This is a genomic window from Parageobacillus sp. NEAU-HV-2 (genome assembly GCF_059115485.1).
In genome coordinates, this window is sequence record NZ_JBXUJJ010000007.1 from 1 (window position 1) to 18,762 (window position 18,762).

Consider the following 18,762-nt stretch of genomic DNA (forward strand, 5'->3'; position numbering starts at 1 on the left):
TCTCCTCTTCTGCACTCAAGTCCCCCAGTTTCCAATGACCCTCCACGGTTGAGCCGTGGGCTTTCACATCAGACTTAAGGGACCGCCTGCGCGCGCTTTACGCCCAATAATTCCGGACAACGCTCGCCCCCTACGTATTACCGCGGCTGCTGGCACGTAGTTAGCCGGGGCTTTCTCGTTAGGTACCGTCACCGTACCGCCCTATTCGAACGGTACTTCTTCTTCCCTAACAACAGAGCTTTACGATCCGAAGACCTTCTTCGCTCACGCGGCGTCGCTCCGTCAGACTTTCGTCCATTGCGGAAGATTCCCTACTGCTGCCTCCCGTAGGAGTCTGGGCCGTGTCTCAGTCCCAGTGTGGCCGGTCACCCTCTCAGGCCGGCTACGCATCGTCGCCTTGGTGAGCCGTTACCTCACCAACTAGCTAATGCGCCGCGGGCCCATCCGTAAGTGACAGCCAAAGCCGCCTTTCAACCAAAGACCATGCGGTCTTCGGTGTTATCCGGTATTAGCTCCGGTTTCCCGGAGTTATCCCGGTCTTACGGGTAGGTTGCCCACGTGTTACTCACCCGTCCGCCGCTAACCAAACAAGAGCAAGCTCCTGTTCGGTCCGCTCGACTTGCATGTATTAGGCACGCCGCCAGCGTTCGTCCTGAGCCAGGATCAAACTCTCCATAGAAAGTTGATTGGCTTATTTCCAAGCTTCAGCACCGACACCGTAAGGTGTCGTGTCGCCTCCGCTTTTCTGGATTGACGCTTGCGTTTTGTTTAGTTTTCAAGGAGCTTTTATCTCTTAATGATGACAGCTATTAAATAGTAACTCATAGACAATTAAAAGTCAACACTTTTTTACAAATTTTTTTTATTTATCAAGCGAAACATCTTTTGAATCAAGCAAAATTGATTCTATCATTTTTGCCTTTCATATTCAACAGTATTTTTAAGAAAAACCGCTAGCATTATTAATTAATAATTTCTTCGATATATATATCTCGATGTTCACTTAGAGAAAGAAATTCCTCTTTGTTGGCTAGTTTAACAATTGGTCTTGTCGGCTCTTCCGGCTGTATAAAAATAATTTCTCCTATTTCGTCGTTTGATAATTTAACTAGCGTTCCTGTTTGAAAGCTGACTAAATGATCTAGCAGCACTTTTATTGCCTCCATGCTTAATTTGCCAAATTGTTCGATTTGCATTTTTTCCAGCGCTTTAAAAGGTGACTGTTTACGTCGATAAAGGCGCTCGGAAGTCATTGCATGATAAACGTCTGCTACCGCCACTATTTTGCTATATGGGTGAATTTGCTGGTCACGAATGCCAAACGGATAGCCGCTTCCGTCATTGCGTTCATGGTGCTGCAATACCGCCAGCTTTGCTTCTTGTTTTAAAGCTGTTATTCTTTGTACCATTCGATAGCCAAATACGCTATGTTGCTGTACTTCTTTGTATTCGCTAGTAGTAAGCGCGGACCGCTTTGTTAAAATCCTTTTGTCCACCTTCGCCATTCCACAGTCAGACAATACACCGGCAAGCGCGATTTGATAACAATCCCCTCTGCTATAATCCATTTGTTTTGCTAAAAAACCTGCTAACAACCCGACACTAACAGCATGGTGATATAAATAATCTTCTGTTGTCGCATAACGGTATAAGATTAACAATTCCCTCTTATTCTGTATAAATTTATCCAGTAGTGGAATAATCATATCTCTAACTTCGGCGATGTCAATCGGGGAGCCAGATTGCCATGACTGAAACGCTTTTTTATATTTTTGAACCGCTTTTAAGTAAAGAGATATCAGATGTTCACCGTTTATAGCACCTTCATGGTACGCTTCAGACAATTCCGTCGGCCGAAACGGCTCGCCGTTTGCTAAAATTGGCTCGACACATACTTCCCCAATTAAAAATTTTTCTAATACGTTTAATAGCGTTGATGTCACTACCGTACTTTTTGGCATAATTGGTTTTTTCGTTTTCCCTAGCACATCTTCGGCAAGAATACATCCTTCTTGCAATTGGTGAAGCTTTACCCGAATCATCACTATACACTCCTATATTTTGTTCGTGCAATTTTATACTAACATTATTAGGAAATCAGTTGTAGTACTTTATGCATATAAAATATAAAAAAGAAAGGTGTCCCGAAAGCAAAGTTTCGGACACCTATATTATTTATGATAAATGATCCTCTTCCTCTTTTTCTTCTATTGGAACTTTCGCTACCGTAGCAACATATTCATGCTCATTTTCTTCCGATAGACGAATTAATTTTACCCCTTGCGTATTTCTTCCTACTCGTGAAATATCGCTGACAGCAATGCGAATGAGGATGCCGCTTGTCGTGATGAGCATTAAATCTTCGTCTCCGTTGACCGTTTTCACCGCAACAACCGGACCGTTTTTCTCCGTCACATTACATGTTTTAATTCCTTTTCCGCCGCGGCTTTGCAGACGATATTCAGAGGCAGGGGTGCGCTTGCCGTATCCGTTTTTCGTCACGACTAATACGTCGCAATCATCCTCTAAAATGTCCATGCCTACTACTTCATCATCCTCATCAAGCGTGATCGCCTTCACTCCCGTTGCACTCCGTCCCATTGTGCGCACATCGGTTTCCGGAAAACGAATAAGCATTCCGTTTTTCGTCCCGACGATAATATGTTTCGATCCATCCGTTAACTTAACCGAAATCAACTCGTCCCCTTCGCGCAGATGGATTGCGATCAAACCGTTGTTTCGAATATGGGCGAAAGCAGAAAGTGGGCAACGCTTGGCAATGCCTTCTTTTGTTGTAAAGAACAAATATAGATTGTCGTCAAATTCGTCATGAATAGGGATAATCGTATTAATCCACTCATCTTTATCCAGTTCTAAAAGATTAATAAGCGGAAGGCCTTTCGCGGTCCGACCGAATTCCGGAATTTCATATCCTTTTGCCCGATATACTTTGCCTTTATTCGTAAAGAATAAAATGGTATCATGAGTCGACGTAATCAAAAGATGTTCGACAAAATCGTCTTCGGTCGTATGCATGCCTTGGACGCCCCGTCCGCCTCGTTTTTGACTTTTATACGTCGAAACAGGAAGTCTTTTAATATAACCTTTATGCGTAAGCGTAATGACGATGTTTTCACGCGGAATTAAATCTTCATCGTCAAATTCTTCGACTCCTCCAACGACGATTTCGGTTCTCCGCTCATCGTTAAACCGCTCTTTAATTTCCGTTAGTTCATCACGAATAATTTGCAGCACCTTTTCCTCATCTGCTAAAATCGCTTTTAATTCAGCGATGAAACGGACAAGATCTTGATATTCTTGTTCAATTTTTTCGCGTTCTAACCCTGTCAATCGTTGCAAACGCATGTCTAAAATCGCCTGAGCCTGTCTTTCACTGAGTGAAAATTGTTTCATCAGCCCTTCCCTAGCGATTTCTGTCGTTTGCGAGCTACGGATTAGGTTAATCACCTCGTCAAGGTGATCAAGAGCAACGCGAAGGCCCTCTAAAATATGGGCACGGGCTTCCGCCTTTTTCAGCTCATAAGCTGTCCGGCGACGGATTACTACTTTCTGATGTTCCAAATAATACTCCAGACATTCCTTCAAATTTAACACTTTCGGCTGACCATCAACAAGCGCAAGCATATTAATGCCAAAGCTTGTTTGCAAAGCCGTATGTTTATATAGATTGTTTAAAATGACTTTGGCGTTGGCATCGCGGCGCACTTCGATGACAATCCGCATTCCGCTCCGGTCCGACTCGTCGCGTAAATCGGTAATGCCGTCAATTTTCTTTTCGCGGACAAGCTCCGCGATACGTTCAATTAATTTTGCCTTGTTCACTTGATAAGGAAGCTCGCGGACGATGATCGTTTCCTTTCCATTGGACTGCTGTTCGATCTCCACTTTCGCACGCAATGTAATCGAGCCGCGTCCTGTTTCGTATGCTTTACGAATGCCACTGCGGCCGATAATTTGCCCCGCCGTCGGAAAATCCGGTCCTGGAATGTATTCCATTAAATCGGCTACCGTCATATCAGGATTTTTGCTTAATGCCAAAATGGCATCGATGACTTCGCCGAGCTGATGTGGCGGAATGTTTGTCGCCATCCCTACCGCAATTCCAGATGAGCCGTTTACTAATAAGTTAGGAAAGCGCGACGGCAAAACGACTGGTTCCTTTTCCGAACCGTCGTAGTTATCTTGATAATCGATCGTGTCTTTGTTGATGTCACGCAACAGTTCCATCGCGATTTTGGACATGCGCGCTTCTGTATAGCGCATCGCGGCAGCCGCGTCGCCGTCAATCGATCCGAAGTTTCCGTGCCCATCAACAAGCATGTAGCGATAGTTAAAATCTTGTGCCATGCGAACCATCGTGTCGTATACGGCTGCATCGCCGTGCGGATGGTATTTCCCGATGACTTCGCCGACGATGCGGGCCGACTTTTTGTATGGTTTGTCCGCGGTCATGCCAAGATCATGCATCGCATATAAAATGCGGCGATGCACAGGTTTTAGCCCGTCACGCACATCAGGCAATGCCCGCGATACGATGACGCTCATCGCATAATCGAGAAACGAGGAACGCATTTCCTGGCTAATATTGACTTCACGGATACGCGGATGTTGATTTTCTGCCATTCATAAAAACCTCCCTTATAAAAAAATTTGGAGTGGGGAGGGTGATTGCTCAACACTCTCCAAACTAAATATCTAAATTTCTTACATACCTTGCGTTTTCTTCGATAAATTGTCTTCGTGGTTCTACTTTGTCTCCCATCAAAATTTCAAACGTTTCATCAGCTTCAATGGCATCTTGCAAACTAACTTGAAGCAGCGTTCTTGTCTCCGGGTTCATCGTTGTTTCCCATAACTGCTCTGGGTTCATCTCGCCAAGACCTTTATAACGTTGAATCGTCGGTTTTGGGTTTTCCGGCAATTCCGCAAGAATTTTCTCCAACTGCCGGTCGTTATAGGCGTACCTTACTTGTTTGCCTTGCTCAATTTTATAAAGCGGCGGTTGGGCGATGTATACATATCCCCGCTCGATAAATTCGCGCATATAACGGTAAAAGAATGTAAGCAGCAATGTGCGAATATGGGCGCCATCGACGTCCGCATCGGTCATAATAATGATTTTATGGTAGCGCGCTTTTGTAATATCGAAGTCTTCACCAATTCCCGTGCCCAGTGCAGTAATAATGGCACGAACTTCATTGTTCGATAAAATTTTATCCAGGCGTGCTTTCTCGACGTTAATAATTTTCCCGCGCAGCGGTAAAATCGCTTGGAAATGACGGTCCCGTCCTTGTTTGGCCGAACCGCCGGCAGAGTCTCCTTCCACAACATACAGCTCGCTAATCGAAGGATCTTTTGATGAGCAATCAGCCAATTTCCCAGGCAAGTTGGAAATTTCGAGCGCACTTTTCCGTCGTGTCAGCTCGCGCGCTTTTTTTGCCGCTACGCGCGCTCGGGCCGCCATCATTCCTTTTTCGACGATTTTTCGAGCTATGGTCGGATGTTCTAGTAAAAAGGTTTCAAATTGCTCCGAAAACACCGCGTCGGTAACCGTCCGAGCGTCGCTGTTTCCAAGCTTTGTTTTCGTTTGTCCTTCAAACTGCGGGGACGGGTGCTTAATCGAAACGATTGCTGTTAACCCCTCACGGACATCTTCGCCAATTAAATTAGGATCATTCTCTTTAAAAATTTGCTGTTTGCGTGCGTAATCGTTAATAATGCGCGTCAGCGCCATTTTAAAACCGGATTCATGCGTTCCGCCTTCGTGTGTATGAATGTTGTTCACAAATGAATAAATATTGCTGCTATAGCTGTCGTTGTATTGAAGCGCAATTTCGACATGAATACCGTCGCGTTCACCGACGATATAAATCGGCTCTTCATGAAGCACTTCGCGCGTGCGATTTAAATGTTTAACGTAAGATTGAATACCGCCTTCGTAGCAATATTCATTTTTTCGATTTTCTACCCGCTTATCTTCGAGCGTAATTTTCAAGCCGCGGTTTAAAAAAGCAAGCTCACGAAGACGAGTTGCCAACGTTTCATAATCGAATTCGGTCGTTTCTGTAAAAATTTCCGGATCAGGTTTAAAATGAGTGGTAGTGCCTGTCCGATCTGTGTCGCCAATCACTTGCAAATCGGTGCAAGGAACGCCGCGCTGATATTTTTGATAATGTATTTTCCCATCTCTGTATACGTATACCTCCAATTCTTCCGACAAAGCGTTAACGACAGAAGCGCCAACTCCATGCAGTCCACCCGACACTTTATAACCGCCGCCGCCAAACTTGCCCCCGGCGTGCAAGACGGTCATGATTACTTCAACAGCTGGGCGTCCCATTTTCTCTTGAATGTCAACGGGAATGCCACGACCGTTATCCGCAACAGTAATGCTGTTATCTTTTTCGATCGTCACGTTAATTTCCGTACAATAACCAGCTAATGCTTCGTCAATGCTGTTGTCAACAATCTCCCATACGAGATGATGCAGCCCATTTGGCCCCGTCGAACCAATATACATTCCAGGGCGTTTTCGAACCGCTTCCAACCCTTCGAGCACTTGAATTTGGCTTGCATCATACGTATGTTCGACTTTTTGTTCCATTTTCATGTCAAATCACCTACGCTTTCTTTCCAAACGTTCAAAGCATTAATGACAGGAAGGGGCGGTTATGGAACCAGAATGCACTTTATAAATGGCGGCTTCCTTAATGATGTCATGTTTAATCCCGTCAATGCTTGTTGTCGTCACAAATGTTTGTACTTTTCGCCGGATCGTATCAAGGAGGTGGGTTTGCCGAAAGTCATCAAGTTCTGATAGCACATCATCCAGTAAAAGAATGGGGTAATCGCCAAGTTCAGAGAAAATTAATTCAATTTCCGCCAACTTGACAGATAACGCTGTTGTGCGTTGTTGTCCTTGAGAACCAAATGTTTGCACATTTTTTCCATTTACAATAAATGAAATATCATCACGATGCGGGCCAGCGAGCGTCATTCCCCGCTGAATTTCCCTCTCCTTTATTGTAGCAAACTTTTCGCTATATGCTTCTATTATTCTCGACAATTCTACCTTTTCTGATACATCAATAGACGGCTCATATTGAATTTGCAACCGTTCTAATCCGCGGCTAATTTCATGGTGAATGGGCGCTGCCCATTTTTCGAGCAAAAACAAAAATTCATGGCGCTTTAGCGTAATTTTCGCCGCCAGCGGAATCAGCTGCTCTGTTAAAATATCTAATATCGTTTCATCTTGCCGCTCGCGTGTCTGCAGCATTTTTAAACAGTGGTTGCGCTGCTGCAAAATCTTTTGATATTGACTCAAATCATGTATATAAACGGGGGAAACTTGCCCGATTTCCATATCGATAAAACGGCGTCTTACTTGCGGACTTCCCTTCACTAAGTTTAAGTCTTCTGGGGCAAACATCACGACATTTAAATGGCCGACGTACTGGCTTAGCCGCTGCTGTTCCATATGGTTGCATTTCGCCTTTTTTCCTTTTTTTGAAATGATTAATTCGAGCGATAACGATCCGTGTTTTTTTACTGCCTTTCCTACTATTTTAGCATAGTCTTCATTCCAGCGAATAAGCTCTTTGTCGTTTGTCGTGCGATGCGACTTCGCCATCGCCAATACATAGATAGCCTCCATCATATTTGTTTTTCCTTGAGCATTTTCCCCCAAAATAATATTTACATTGTTCGTAAATTCCAATGTTTGGCTTTCATAATTACGATAATTTTTTAATGATAAGTGTGTTAGAAACAACAGCTCTTCACCTACTCTGCCTTCGTTACGATAAACGTGCCTAATCCTTCAATCTCGACTTTATCGCCATTTTTTAGTTTTCTTCCGCGCCGGTCTTCTCTTTCTCCGTTGACAAACACTTCATTTGTTTGCAGGAACCATTTTACTGCACCACCTGTACCGACGGCTTGAATAAGTTTGAGCAATTGTCCAAGCGTAATTGTTTCCGTTGTAATCGCTACTTTTTTCTCCATCTGTTCATCGCTCGCTTTCTTAAAACTGCCCATTCTTTTATTTTAACGAAAAAATGACATACTATCAAAGAAAGCTGCTATTATGGTAGCAGCTTTCTTCAACATTAATACGTTCTTACCGGCAAGATAAGCTGAAGCATCGAATCGCTATGCAAAGGACGAAGCAAAAACGGCCGCATCGCGCCAGTAAAGCTGATTTTAATATCAGTGCCATCGAGCGCTTTAAGCGCATCCATCATATATTTTGCGCTAAAGGAAATTTTTAATTCCTCTCCCTCAACGGATTCGCTTTGAATTTCTTCCGTTACTTTTCCGATTTCCGGAGAAACGGAAGAAATTTCAATAATGCCGTCATTTAGTGTGGTTAGTTTTACCACGTTGTTTCTTCCCTCTCTTGCTAATAGAGAGGCGCGGTCAATCGCCTGTAGAAATTCCTTTGCATTCACGATAATATCGGTTTTGCTATCCGTTGGAATAAGACGGGCAGTTTCTGGATAATTCCCATCAAGCAGACGGGAAAAGAATAGCAAATGTTTTGTTTTAAATAAAATTTGATTGGCCGTAACGACAATATCAACCGGGTCATTGCTGTCATCTAAAATTTTACTTAATTCGTTTAGACTTTTTCCTGGGATGACGACATTATATGACTGCGGATTCTCCGTTTCTATTTTTGCCTTTCTTAACGCCAGACGGTGGCTGTCTGTCGCCGTGCAAGTAAGTTCGCCTTTTTCAAACTTCCAGTTGACACCTGTCAAGATCGGCCGCGTTTCCGATGTCGAAACGGCGAATACCGTTTGGCGAATAATCGTTTTTAATAAATCCGTCGGGATTTTAAATACATTTTCTTCTTCAACTTGCGGCAATCTTGGATATTCATCGGCATCAAGACCGTTTAAGTTGAATTCCGCCTTGCCGGAACGAATGACCGTTAAAAAGTTTGGTCCGACCTCTATCTCCACTGTCTGTTGCGGCAATTTTTTTACGATCTCGGCAAAAAAACGCGCTTGCAATACAACGCTGCCAGTCTCTTTTACCTCAACAAGCAGCTTGTCTTCTTCTTCCGCAGGAATGAATGATTCAATAGAAATATCGGAATCGCTTCCCGTCAATGTTACTCCTTGTGAAGTCGCAGTAATTTTAATTCCCGTCAAAATTGGAATGGTTGTGCGCGGCGACACAGCTTTCATCACATCTTGAACGCTTTTGGCTAGCGCTTCTCGATCAATGGCAATTTTCATCGTGCAATGCCTCCTAAAAATAATCAGGGAAATAAATTATTTTTTTATAGTAATATAAAAAACAAAAAATCATAATACTAGTAATAATGCTTGTTGAAATGTGGATAAGTAAACAAAGCAAAGGAAACACAGCCTGTCCACATGTGGATAGACTGTGCATAAATCTCGACCTATTATTCACAATTGTTTCAATTTCTCTTGAATTTCTTTTATATGCTTTTGCAGCTGCACATCTGATTGCAAAAGTTTTGAAATCTTTTCATGTGCATGGATGACGGTCGTATGGTCACGTCCTCCAAATTCATCCCCGATTTTTGGCAATGAGCAGTCTGTGAGCTCGCGGGAAAGATACATGGCAATCTGACGCGGAAAAGCGACAGATTTCGTTCTTTTTTTCGCTTTAAAGTCTTCTAGTTTAATATTAAAGTGTTGGCCGACGACGCGCTGAATATCTTGGATCGTAATGACTTTCGGTTTTGCGCTTGGGATAATGTCTTTTAAGGCTTCCGCAGCCAAGTCAGCGGTAATTTCCTTATTGATTAGCGATGAATAGGCGACAACGCGGATAAGGGCGCCCTCTAACTCGCGGATGTTGGAATCAATTTGATTGGCAATGTACAGCATCACTTCATTCGGAATATCAAATCCTTCCGCTTTTGCTTTTTTTCTAAGGATCGCAATCCTCGTTTCCAAATCCGGAGGAGTGATATCGGTAATAAGCCCCCATTCAAACCGTGAGCGAAGACGGTCTTCTAGCGTTGGAATTTCTTTCGGCGGCCGGTCGCTAGAAATGACGATCTGTTTGCTTTCTTCGTGCAGAGTATTAAACGTATGGAAAAATTCTTCTTGCGTTTGTTCTTTTCCGGCCAAAAATTGAATATCATCAATTAATAGGACATCGACATTTCGATACTTGTTGCGAAAATCGTCAGGACGGTTGTCGCGAATCGCATTAATAAATTCATTTGTAAATTTTTCCGAAGATAGATAAACGACTTTAGCTGACGGATTATGTTCGATGACGTAGTGACCGATCGCGTGCATTAAATGCGTTTTCCCTAAGCCAACCCCGCCGTAAATAAAGAGCGGATTGTACGCTTTTGCCGGGGCTTCCGCCACTGCGAGAGAAGCCGCATGGGCAAAGCGATTGCCAGAACCGATGACAAACGTGTCAAACGTATATTTTGGATTCAGCATACTTTGCGGAAAATCTGATGCTTCTTCATATGGTTTCCGCTGTTTTTTCGAGGATCGCTGAAATTCAAAATCATCTTCTGATTGATTAGGAGGAATAATAAACTTGATTGACAGTTCTTCACCAGTAATATCGTAGATCGTTTCCGCAATCAAATGAGAGTAGCGGGAATCCAGCCAGTCTCTTGCAAATTCGTTTGGGGCTACGACAACAAGCGTGTCACCTCGTAAAGAGTGGGCTTTTGTTGATTTTAGCCAAGTTTCAAAGCTTGGCTTGCTAATTTTTCTTTCGATTTCCCCGAGCACGCGATTCCATAAATCATGGATATTTTCCAACCGTTGCCCCTCCCTTATTCAGAGGATAATAATTCGTTTAAAAAAATAATTTGTGGAAATAACACATTAATGAGAAAAAAACGGTTTTTCGACAAAATCCACCACCTGTGGATAATCCTACAAACAGGCTGTGAAAAAACATATCCACAACATATCCACAAAATGTGGATATTTTTCTTTATCCACATCATTTTCCATAGTGAAAACACAATAATAATAGCAAATAAAATAGCATGTTGCAATGGATTTTTAAAATTATCCACAAAACGAAAGTGTTGTGAAAAACTTAATTATCCACATAGTGAAAAATGTGAAAAAAATGTCGATAAATAATGTGGATATTCAAATGGTGTCTAAAAAATTATCCACATTTTTATAAAGCGAGAGAAACGCTTCAAGCGGTTGACATTTTATGAGATTGTTCAATATAATTAGAAAGACTGCCCGTAACAGTTATTCCCTAGGGAGGTGTCATAGATGAAACGAACATACCAACCAAATAATCGGAAGCGCAGCAAAGTCCATGGATTCCGCGCACGCATGAGCACGAAAAATGGCAGAAAAGTGCTTGCGCGCCGTCGTCGTAAAGGAAGAAAAGTATTATCCGCATAGGCCACTGAAAATTCAGTGGTCTTTTTTCGCAAGGGATAGTGTTAATAGATATTGAAAAAGATGGAGTGTTTCCGGGACATGAAGAAAAAGTACCGCATAAAGAAAAACAAAGAGTTTCAAGAGGTGTTTCAGCGCGGCACATCGATGGCGAATCGGCAGTTTGTCGTTTATATGCTGGATCGGCCGGAACAACCGTACTTTCGCATCGGATTATCGGTGAGTAAAAAGCTTGGGAAAGCGGTTGTTAGAAATCGAATCAAGCGCTATATCCGCCAATGTTTCCTTGAAATGAAAGAGGAGATCATGCCCGGCAAAGATTACGTGGTTATTGCCAGGCTGCCGGTTGCGGAAATGGACTATTTTGAGGTAAAAAAAAGCTTGATTCATGTATTGCGAAAGGCAGGAGCATTAAAAAAAGAGGAGAAATAAAACGGTTAAATCAGGTTGTTTTTCCTTGCATGTAAATATTTCGTAAAAAAGTACACCCACTATGTTTAGAATGATGTTAAAATACATATTTAGGATAATACGAATTCGTAATTTAGGAGGAAAAAGAAGGTGAAGAGGCGAATTTGGTTAATAGTTGCGTTCATTGCAGTAATTGCGGTTCTTTCGGGATGCTCGCAAATCAATGAACCGATTACGCCGGAAAGCAAAGGATTTTGGAATGAGTATATCGTTTATCCGCTTTCTTGGCTAATTAAATATGTTGCTCAAGTTTTAGGCGGAAGTTTTGGACTGTCGATTATTGTCGTAACGGTCTTTATTCGTCTATTGATCCTGCCGTTAATGATCCAGCAGACAAGAAACGCGAAAGCGATGCAAGCGCTTCAGCCGGAAATACAAAAACTTCGCGAAAAATATAGCTCCAAAGATATGCAAACCCAGCAAAAGCTCCAGCAGGAAATGATGCTGCTGTTTCAAAAACACGGTGTCAACCCGATGGCAGGTTGTTTCCCAATCCTTATCCAAATGCCGATTTTGATCGGGTTTTATCATGCCATTATGCGTACAAGAGAAATTGCCGAACACAACTTTTTATGGTTCGATCTTGGGGAAAAAGATCCATACTACATTTTGCCGATTATCGCAGGGATTACAACGTTTATCCAGCAAAAAATAATGATGGCCGGCGCCGGACAGCAAAATCCGCAAATGGCCATGATGCTTTGGATGATGCCGGTTATGATCGTTATTTTTGCCATTAATTTTCCTGCTGCTTTGTCTCTCTACTGGGTTGTAGGGAATATTTTCTCGATTGTACAAACATATTTGATTAAGGGGCCAATGGTGGACACTGCCCATTCAGGAGGAAAGAAAAAGTGAAAGAAGTAACCGCGACCGCCGCGACCGTAGATGAAGCTGTGCAGTCGGCGCTGCGACAGCTTGGTGTTTCGAAAAATCGTGCGGAAATCATTGTGCTCGATGAAGGAAAAAAAGGGCTGTTTGGCATTTTTGGAAGCAAACCGGCAGTGGTGAAAGCGATTTTGAAGATAGATCCAATCGAAGAAGCAGAGCTGTTTTTAAAAAAAGTGATACAACAAATGGGAGTAAATACAGCAACGATAGAGAAGCAGCAGCAAGGCAAGCAAGTGACATTCATGATCACAGGCGAACAAGTAGGTTTATTGATTGGAAAACATGGACAAACGTTAAATTCTTTGCAACTGCTCACGCAGCTTGTCGCTAACCGCCATGCAGAGGAATATGTTTCTATTGTCGTTGATGCGGAAAACTACCGGGAACGAAGAGAAAAAACGCTGATGCAGCTGGCACAAAAACTGGCGGAAAAAGCGGTAAAAACGGGAAAAGAAGTCAGGCTGGAGCCGCTTCCGGCACATGAGCGGAAAATTATTCATAGCGCATTAGCAGACCATAAAAAAGTCGTTACTTATTCGGTTGGTGTAGAGCCGCATCGCTATGTTGTCGTATCTCCTTCTGCACAATAAAATTGGTGAAAAGGGGCTATCTCTAAAGAAAACGAGACGGCCTCTTTTTTCTCTTTTTTTTACATGATTGGCATTGCCTGTTCTTACATTTTTTAGGGCGAGGAATAAGCACTTCATGTTGTTATTCACATGTGGATAAGTTAAAATTGAAATGATTATGTAATAGTTGTGAACAGATCGTTATTGGCAACAACAGTTGTCTAACCTATAGATAGATGCGCTTTTTGCCGGCAAAGAGAGGTGAAGAAATTGATGGAATTGGATACGATTGCTGCGATCTCTACCCCGATGGGGGAAGGAGCAATCGCGATTGTTCGATTGAGCGGGGATGAGGCGATTGCAATCGCCGACCGCATTTTTAAAAGTCCGAGCGGAAAACGGCTGAAAGATGTTCCATCCCATACGATTCATTACGGTTATATTGTGGATCCGGATAACGAGAAGACGGTCGAGGAAGTCATGGTATCGGTGATGCGGGCGCCAAAGACGTTTACAAGGGAAGACGTTGTCGAGATTAACTGCCACGGTGGGTTGGTTTCCGTCAATCGCGTGTTGCAGCTTGTGTTAGCGAATGGGGCGCGGCTGGCCGAGCCAGGGGAATTTACAAAACGGGCATTTTTAAACGGACGGATTGACTTATCACAGGCGGAAGCGGTGATTGACTTGATCCGGGCGAAAACGGATCGGGCGATGACCGTGGCGCTCCAGCAAATGGAGGGGCGTTTGTCGAAGTTAATTCGCGAATTACGGCAGACGATTTTAGAAACGCTTGCCCATGTAGAAGTAAATATTGACTATCCGGAATATGATGACGTCGAAGAAATGACGCCGCGACTGTTGCTTGAAAAAGCGCAATATGTGCGGGAACAAATTGAAAAGCTGCTGCAAACCGCGCAGCAGGGCAAAATTTTACGCGAAGGGTTGGCCACGGTCATCATCGGCAGACCAAACGTCGGAAAGTCGTCGCTATTAAATGCGCTCGTTCACGAAAATAAGGCGATTGTCACGGATATTCCGGGAACGACGCGCGACGTTATTGAAGAGTACGTCAATGTCCGCGGTGTTCCGCTTCGGTTAATCGATACAGCGGGAATCCGTGAAACGGAAGATATTGTCGAGCGAATTGGGGTCGAACGCTCGCGGCAAATGTTAAAACAGGCGGATTTGATTTTGCTTGTGCTTAATTATCATGAGCCGCTGACAGAAGAAGATGAACGGCTGTTTGAAATGATCACAGGAATGGACTTTATTGTGATTGTTAATAAAACGGATTTACCAAAAAATATCGATATGGATCGAGTTAAACAACTAGCCGATGGCCGCCCGATTATTACGACTTCATTGTTAAATGAAAGAGGAATTGAAGATTTGGAAAAAGCGATTTCAGAAATGTTTTTTAGCGGCTCGGTTGAAGCGGGCGACCTTACGTACGTTTCCAATTCGCGCCATATCGCTTTGCTTCAGCAGGCGAAAAAGGCGGTTGAGGATGCGATTTCTGGCATTGAAGCGGGAATGCCGGTCGATTTGGTGCAAATCGATTTAAGAAGAGCGTGGGAGCTGCTTGGCGAAATCATTGGTGATACGGTGCATGAAAGCTTGATTGATCAGTTATTTTCTCAGTTTTGCTTAGGAAAATAATGAAGGAGGTATATATATGGACTATCATGGGGGTTCGTATGACGTCATTGTCGTCGGCGCCGGCCATGCAGGATGTGAAGCGGCGTTGGCGGCAGCGCGCATCGGTGCAAAAACGTTAGTCATTACGCTAAACCTAGATATGATTGCGTTTATGCCATGCAACCCATCGATTGGCGGTCCAGCAAAAGGAATCGTCGTCCGCGAAATCGACGCGTTAGGCGGGGAAATGGCAAAAAATATTGATAAAACGTACATCCAAATGCGGATGCTAAATACAGGGAAAGGTCCGGCGGTACGGGCGTTGCGGGCACAGGCCGATAAAGTGCTGTATCAGCGGGAAATGAAAAAAACGCTTGAAAACCAAGAAAACCTTACATTATTGCAAGGAAAAGTGGAACGCTTAATCGTGGAAGACGGTGTATGCAAAGGGGTTATTACTCAAACTGGAGCTCATTATTACGCGAAAGCGGTCGTCATTACGACGGGAACGTTTTTACGCGGCGAAATTATTATCGGTGACATTAAATATTCAAGTGGTCCAAACAACCAGCAACCGTCCATTAAATTGTCCGAGCATTTAGAAGAACTTGGCTTTGAGCTTGTCCGCTTTAAAACAGGAACGCCGCCGCGCGTCAACAGCCGTACGATTGACTACAGCAAAACAGAAATTCAGCCAGGGGACGATGTGCCGCGGGCGTTTTCCTATGAAACGACAACATATATTACCGATCAATTGCCATGCTGGCTTACGTATACAACGGCAGAGACGCATCGCATTATTGACGAAAACTTGCATTTATCGCCAATGTATTCCGGAATGATCAAAGGGACAGGTCCGCGCTATTGTCCGTCCATTGAAGATAAAATCGTCCGTTTCCACGATAAGCCACGCCATCAAATCTTTTTAGAGCCGGAAGGGCGCGAAACGGAAGAAGTCTATGTGCAAGGATTGTCGACAAGCTTGCCGGAACATATTCAACGCCAGCTGTTAGCGACCATTCCGGGCCTTGAGAAAGCGCAGTTAATGCGGGCAGGCTATGCGATTGAGTATGATGCGATCGTTCCAACGCAACTATGGCCAACGCTGGAAACAAAACTGGTGAAAAACTTATATACGGCTGGACAAATTAACGGAACGTCCGGATATGAAGAAGCGGCAGGACAAGGAATTATGGCGGGAATTAACGCGGCGCACCGGGCGCTTGGAAAAGAAGAAATTATTTTAAGCCGCTCGGATGCCTATATCGGCGTATTAATCGACGACCTTGTCACCAAAGGAACGAATGAGCCGTACCGATTGTTAACGTCTCGCGCTGAATACCGCTTGCTGCTTCGTCATGATAATGCGGATTTGCGTCTAACAGAACTTGGTTATAAAATCGGCCTCATTTCTGAAGAACGATATCAAAAGTTTTTGGCGAAAAAAGAGGCGATCGAAAGAGAGAAAAAACGGCTGCAAACATTTATTATCAAACCAACTCCAAAAGTGCAGGAAGTCATCCGTGAGGCCGGCGGCAGCGAGCTGAAAGACGGTATCCGTGCTGCGGACTTGCTGCGGCGTCCGGAAATGACATACGAACATATTCAAAAACTCGCCCCGGCGGAAGAAGAAATTTCGCCAGAAGTAGCGGAACAGGTCGAAATTCAAATTAAATATGAAGGCTATATCCAAAAATCGCTGCAAGAAGTGGAACGCCTCAAAAAAATGGAAAACAAAAAAATTCCAGAAGATATCGATTACGACGCGATTCACGGCTTAGCAACGGAAGCGCGACAAAAATTGAAGCAAGTGCGGCCGCTGTCGATTGCGCAAGCTTCGCGCATTTCTGGTGTAAATCCTGCCGATATTTCGATATTATTAGTGTATTTAGAACAAGGAAGAATCGCGCGTGTGTCGAATGAATAAAAATTAGGGAAAGGATTGGCGTATGGATACAGCACAGTTTCAAGCTATGCTTGAGGAGAAAGGGATTATCCTTCCTCCTCAAGCGCTAGAAAAATTTGAGCGGTATTATGAACTGTTAATCGAATGGAATGAAAAGATGAATTTGACCGCCATCACGGACAAGCCCAGTGTGTATGTCAAACATTTTTTTGATTCCCTTTCTCCGGCTTTTTACTATGATTTTTCCCGATCTTTATCGCTTTGCGATGTAGGAGCGGGGGCGGGATTTCCGAGCGTTCCGTTAAAAATTTGTTTTCCCCATTTGAAATTGGCGATTGTCGATTCATTGCAAAAGCGCATTACTTTTCTACAGCATTTAGCAGATGAATTAGCTCTGACGGATGTTGCTTTTTATCACGACCGTGCTGAAACGTTTGGCAGAAAAAAAGAATTTCGCGAATCGTTTGATGTTGTGATGGCGAGGGCGGTGGCGCGAATGCCGGTACTTAGCGAGCTATGCCTTCCACTCGTGAAAGTCAATGGCACGTTTATTGCGATGAAAGCCGCTTCGGCACAGGAGGAATTGAAAGAAGGGAAAAAAGCGATCGCTCTGTTTGGCGGTGAAATTTCCGCGGTCGAACAGTTTACGCTGCCGATGGAACAAAGTGAACGAGCCATTATTTTTATTAAAAAAGTAAAAAGTACGCCAAGCAAATATCCACGCAAACCGGGAATGCCAAATAAACAACCAATTCAATAAAGTTTTTACAAAAGTATATACCACTTCATCCCGTAACTTAAGTCTTGGGATGAAGTGGAAAACGGTTTTGAACCGAGTCAATAGGGCGCTAAACACCAGTGAGGTGTTTGTCTATAAAAGTTTGGCGGAACAAGAGTGAGTGCCTGCACGCAGGTGTAGAAAAACTCTTTAGTACGTCAAAACCCACCGACTTTAGTCGTGTGGAGGTTCAGAATCTAGGGGAGAGTTTTCAAAGGTGGTGTAGGGGAATGAAACATCCTTTTTCTCGCTTTTTCAGCTTTGGAGAAAAGGAACAGGAAGAATTAATCGAAAGACAGGAAAAAGACGAGGTAAGAAAAATTCCAGTTGCAAAGATTATTCCAAACCGTTTCCAACCGCGGACCATTTTTGACGAGGAAAAAATTAAGGAACTAGCGTTAACGATTCGTACGCACGGCATCATTCAGCCAATTGTCGTCCGCGAGTGCGAGGATGGAAAGTTTGAAATTATTGCAGGAGAACGAAGATGGCGGGCCGTCCAAACGCTCGGATGGGCGGAAATTCCGGCGATTGTGAAAAATTTAAATGACAAAGAAACCGCTTCAGTTGCATTAATTGAAAATTTGCAGCGAGAAGAGCTGACACCGATTGAAGAAGCAATGGCGTATGCGAAGCTGCTCGAGCTGCACGATTTAACACAGGAAGCGCTGGCGCAGCGGCTTGGAAAGGGGCAATCGACGATTGCCAACAAACTGCGTCTATTAAAACTGCCGCAAGAGGTGCAGGAAGCATTATTGCACCGCACGATTACCGAACGCCATGCCCGTGCTTTAATCGTCCTAAAAGATAAAGAAAAGCAATTAAAATTGCTGCAAGAAATTATTGATAAACAATTAAATGTCAAACAAACAGAAGATCGGGTGCTGAAAATGCTAGAATCGGCCAATCGCAAACCAAAGCCGAAGCGGAAAGCGTTCAGCAGGGATATGCGTATTGCTGTCAACACGATCCGACAGTCGCTCACGATGGTGGCAAACAGCGGTGTGGCGGTTGATTCGGAGGAGGAAGAGTTTGACGATTATTATCAAATTACGATTCGCATTCCGAAAAAGTAATAGACGCAAGGATGTCTTGCCTCAT

At 43.7% G+C, this 18,762-nt stretch carries 15 protein-coding genes and 1 rRNA gene; 8 read left to right on the top strand and 8 right to left on the bottom strand.

What is annotated here, in order from left to right; translation table 11 throughout:
- The 8 genes from AC1WMD_RS12030 to dnaA all read right to left on the bottom strand — a co-directional run.
- A 16S ribosomal RNA gene (locus AC1WMD_RS12030) occupies positions 1-679 on the bottom strand; the annotation flags it as partial.
- A gap of 283 nt (positions 680-962) precedes the next feature.
- The gene (locus tag AC1WMD_RS12035; protein WP_043906392.1) at positions 963-2,042 is read right to left on the bottom strand and encodes an HD-GYP domain-containing protein; all 1,080 of its coding nucleotides are present in this window, start codon (positions 2,040-2,042) and stop codon (positions 963-965) included.
- Positions 2,043-2,175: 133 nt separating this feature from the next.
- Entirely contained in the window at positions 2,176-4,644 is a 2,469-nt protein-coding gene (gene gyrA, locus AC1WMD_RS12040; protein WP_043906391.1) for a DNA gyrase subunit A, read from the bottom strand.
- 64 nt (positions 4,645-4,708) lie between these two features.
- The gene (gene gyrB / locus AC1WMD_RS12045; RefSeq protein ID WP_043906390.1) at positions 4,709-6,631 is read right to left on the bottom strand and encodes a DNA topoisomerase (ATP-hydrolyzing) subunit B; all 1,923 of its coding nucleotides are present in this window, start codon (positions 6,629-6,631) and stop codon (positions 4,709-4,711) included.
- Positions 6,632-6,670: 39 nt separating this feature from the next.
- Positions 6,671-7,795 (bottom strand): DNA replication/repair protein RecF, encoded by a 1,125-nt coding sequence (recF, locus tag AC1WMD_RS12050; RefSeq protein WP_043906389.1) that lies wholly within the window; start codon positions 7,793-7,795, stop codon positions 6,671-6,673.
- 11 nt (positions 7,796-7,806) lie between these two features.
- Positions 7,807-8,028 (bottom strand): S4 domain-containing protein YaaA, encoded by a 222-nt coding sequence (yaaA, locus tag AC1WMD_RS12055; RefSeq protein WP_043906704.1) that lies wholly within the window; start codon positions 8,026-8,028, stop codon positions 7,807-7,809.
- 104 nt (positions 8,029-8,132) lie between these two features.
- Entirely contained in the window at positions 8,133-9,269 is a 1,137-nt protein-coding gene (dnaN, locus tag AC1WMD_RS12060) for a DNA polymerase III subunit beta (RefSeq protein ID WP_043906388.1), read from the bottom strand.
- A gap of 177 nt (positions 9,270-9,446) precedes the next feature.
- The gene (gene dnaA, locus AC1WMD_RS12065) at positions 9,447-10,799 is read right to left on the bottom strand and encodes a chromosomal replication initiator protein DnaA (protein WP_043906387.1); all 1,353 of its coding nucleotides are present in this window, start codon (positions 10,797-10,799) and stop codon (positions 9,447-9,449) included.
- 477 nt (positions 10,800-11,276) lie between these two features.
- On the opposite strand from dnaA, the gene rpmH reads away from it, so the two are divergent.
- The 8 genes from rpmH (at position 11,277) to noc (ending at position 18,737) form a co-directional block, all read left to right on the top strand.
- Positions 11,277-11,411 carry a 50S ribosomal protein L34 gene (rpmH, locus tag AC1WMD_RS12070; RefSeq protein ID WP_043906386.1) on the top strand — a complete coding sequence of 45 codons (135 nt, stop codon included), beginning with the start codon at positions 11,277-11,279 and terminating at the stop codon, positions 11,409-11,411.
- Positions 11,412-11,489: 78 nt separating this feature from the next.
- Positions 11,490-11,840: a ribonuclease P protein component gene (gene rnpA / locus AC1WMD_RS12075; protein ID WP_494257395.1), complete on the top strand. Its 351-nt coding sequence runs from the start codon at positions 11,490-11,492 to the stop codon at positions 11,838-11,840.
- A gap of 129 nt (positions 11,841-11,969) precedes the next feature.
- A complete protein-coding gene (gene spoIIIJ / locus AC1WMD_RS12080; protein ID WP_043906384.1) occupies positions 11,970-12,737 on the top strand; it encodes a YidC family membrane integrase SpoIIIJ in 768 nt (255 codons plus the stop codon).
- Positions 12,734-13,360, top strand: a complete 627-nt coding sequence (jag, locus tag AC1WMD_RS12085; protein ID WP_043906383.1) for an RNA-binding cell elongation regulator Jag/EloR — start codon at positions 12,734-12,736, stop codon at positions 13,358-13,360. The genes spoIIIJ and jag overlap by 4 nt, the downstream gene beginning before the upstream one ends.
- Positions 13,361-13,612: 252 nt before the next feature.
- Entirely contained in the window at positions 13,613-14,998 is a 1,386-nt protein-coding gene (gene mnmE, locus AC1WMD_RS12090) for a tRNA uridine-5-carboxymethylaminomethyl(34) synthesis GTPase MnmE (RefSeq protein WP_043906382.1), read from the top strand.
- Positions 14,999-15,014: 16 nt separating this feature from the next.
- A complete protein-coding gene (mnmG, locus tag AC1WMD_RS12095) occupies positions 15,015-16,904 on the top strand; it encodes a tRNA uridine-5-carboxymethylaminomethyl(34) synthesis enzyme MnmG (RefSeq protein ID WP_043906381.1) in 1,890 nt (629 codons plus the stop codon).
- A gap of 22 nt (positions 16,905-16,926) precedes the next feature.
- Entirely contained in the window at positions 16,927-17,643 is a 717-nt protein-coding gene (gene rsmG / locus AC1WMD_RS12100; protein ID WP_043906380.1) for a 16S rRNA (guanine(527)-N(7))-methyltransferase RsmG, read from the top strand.
- A gap of 248 nt (positions 17,644-17,891) precedes the next feature.
- Positions 17,892-18,737, top strand: a complete 846-nt coding sequence (noc, locus tag AC1WMD_RS12105; protein ID WP_043906379.1) for a nucleoid occlusion protein — start codon at positions 17,892-17,894, stop codon at positions 18,735-18,737.
- The last annotated feature ends 25 nt before the right edge of the window (positions 18,738-18,762 follow it).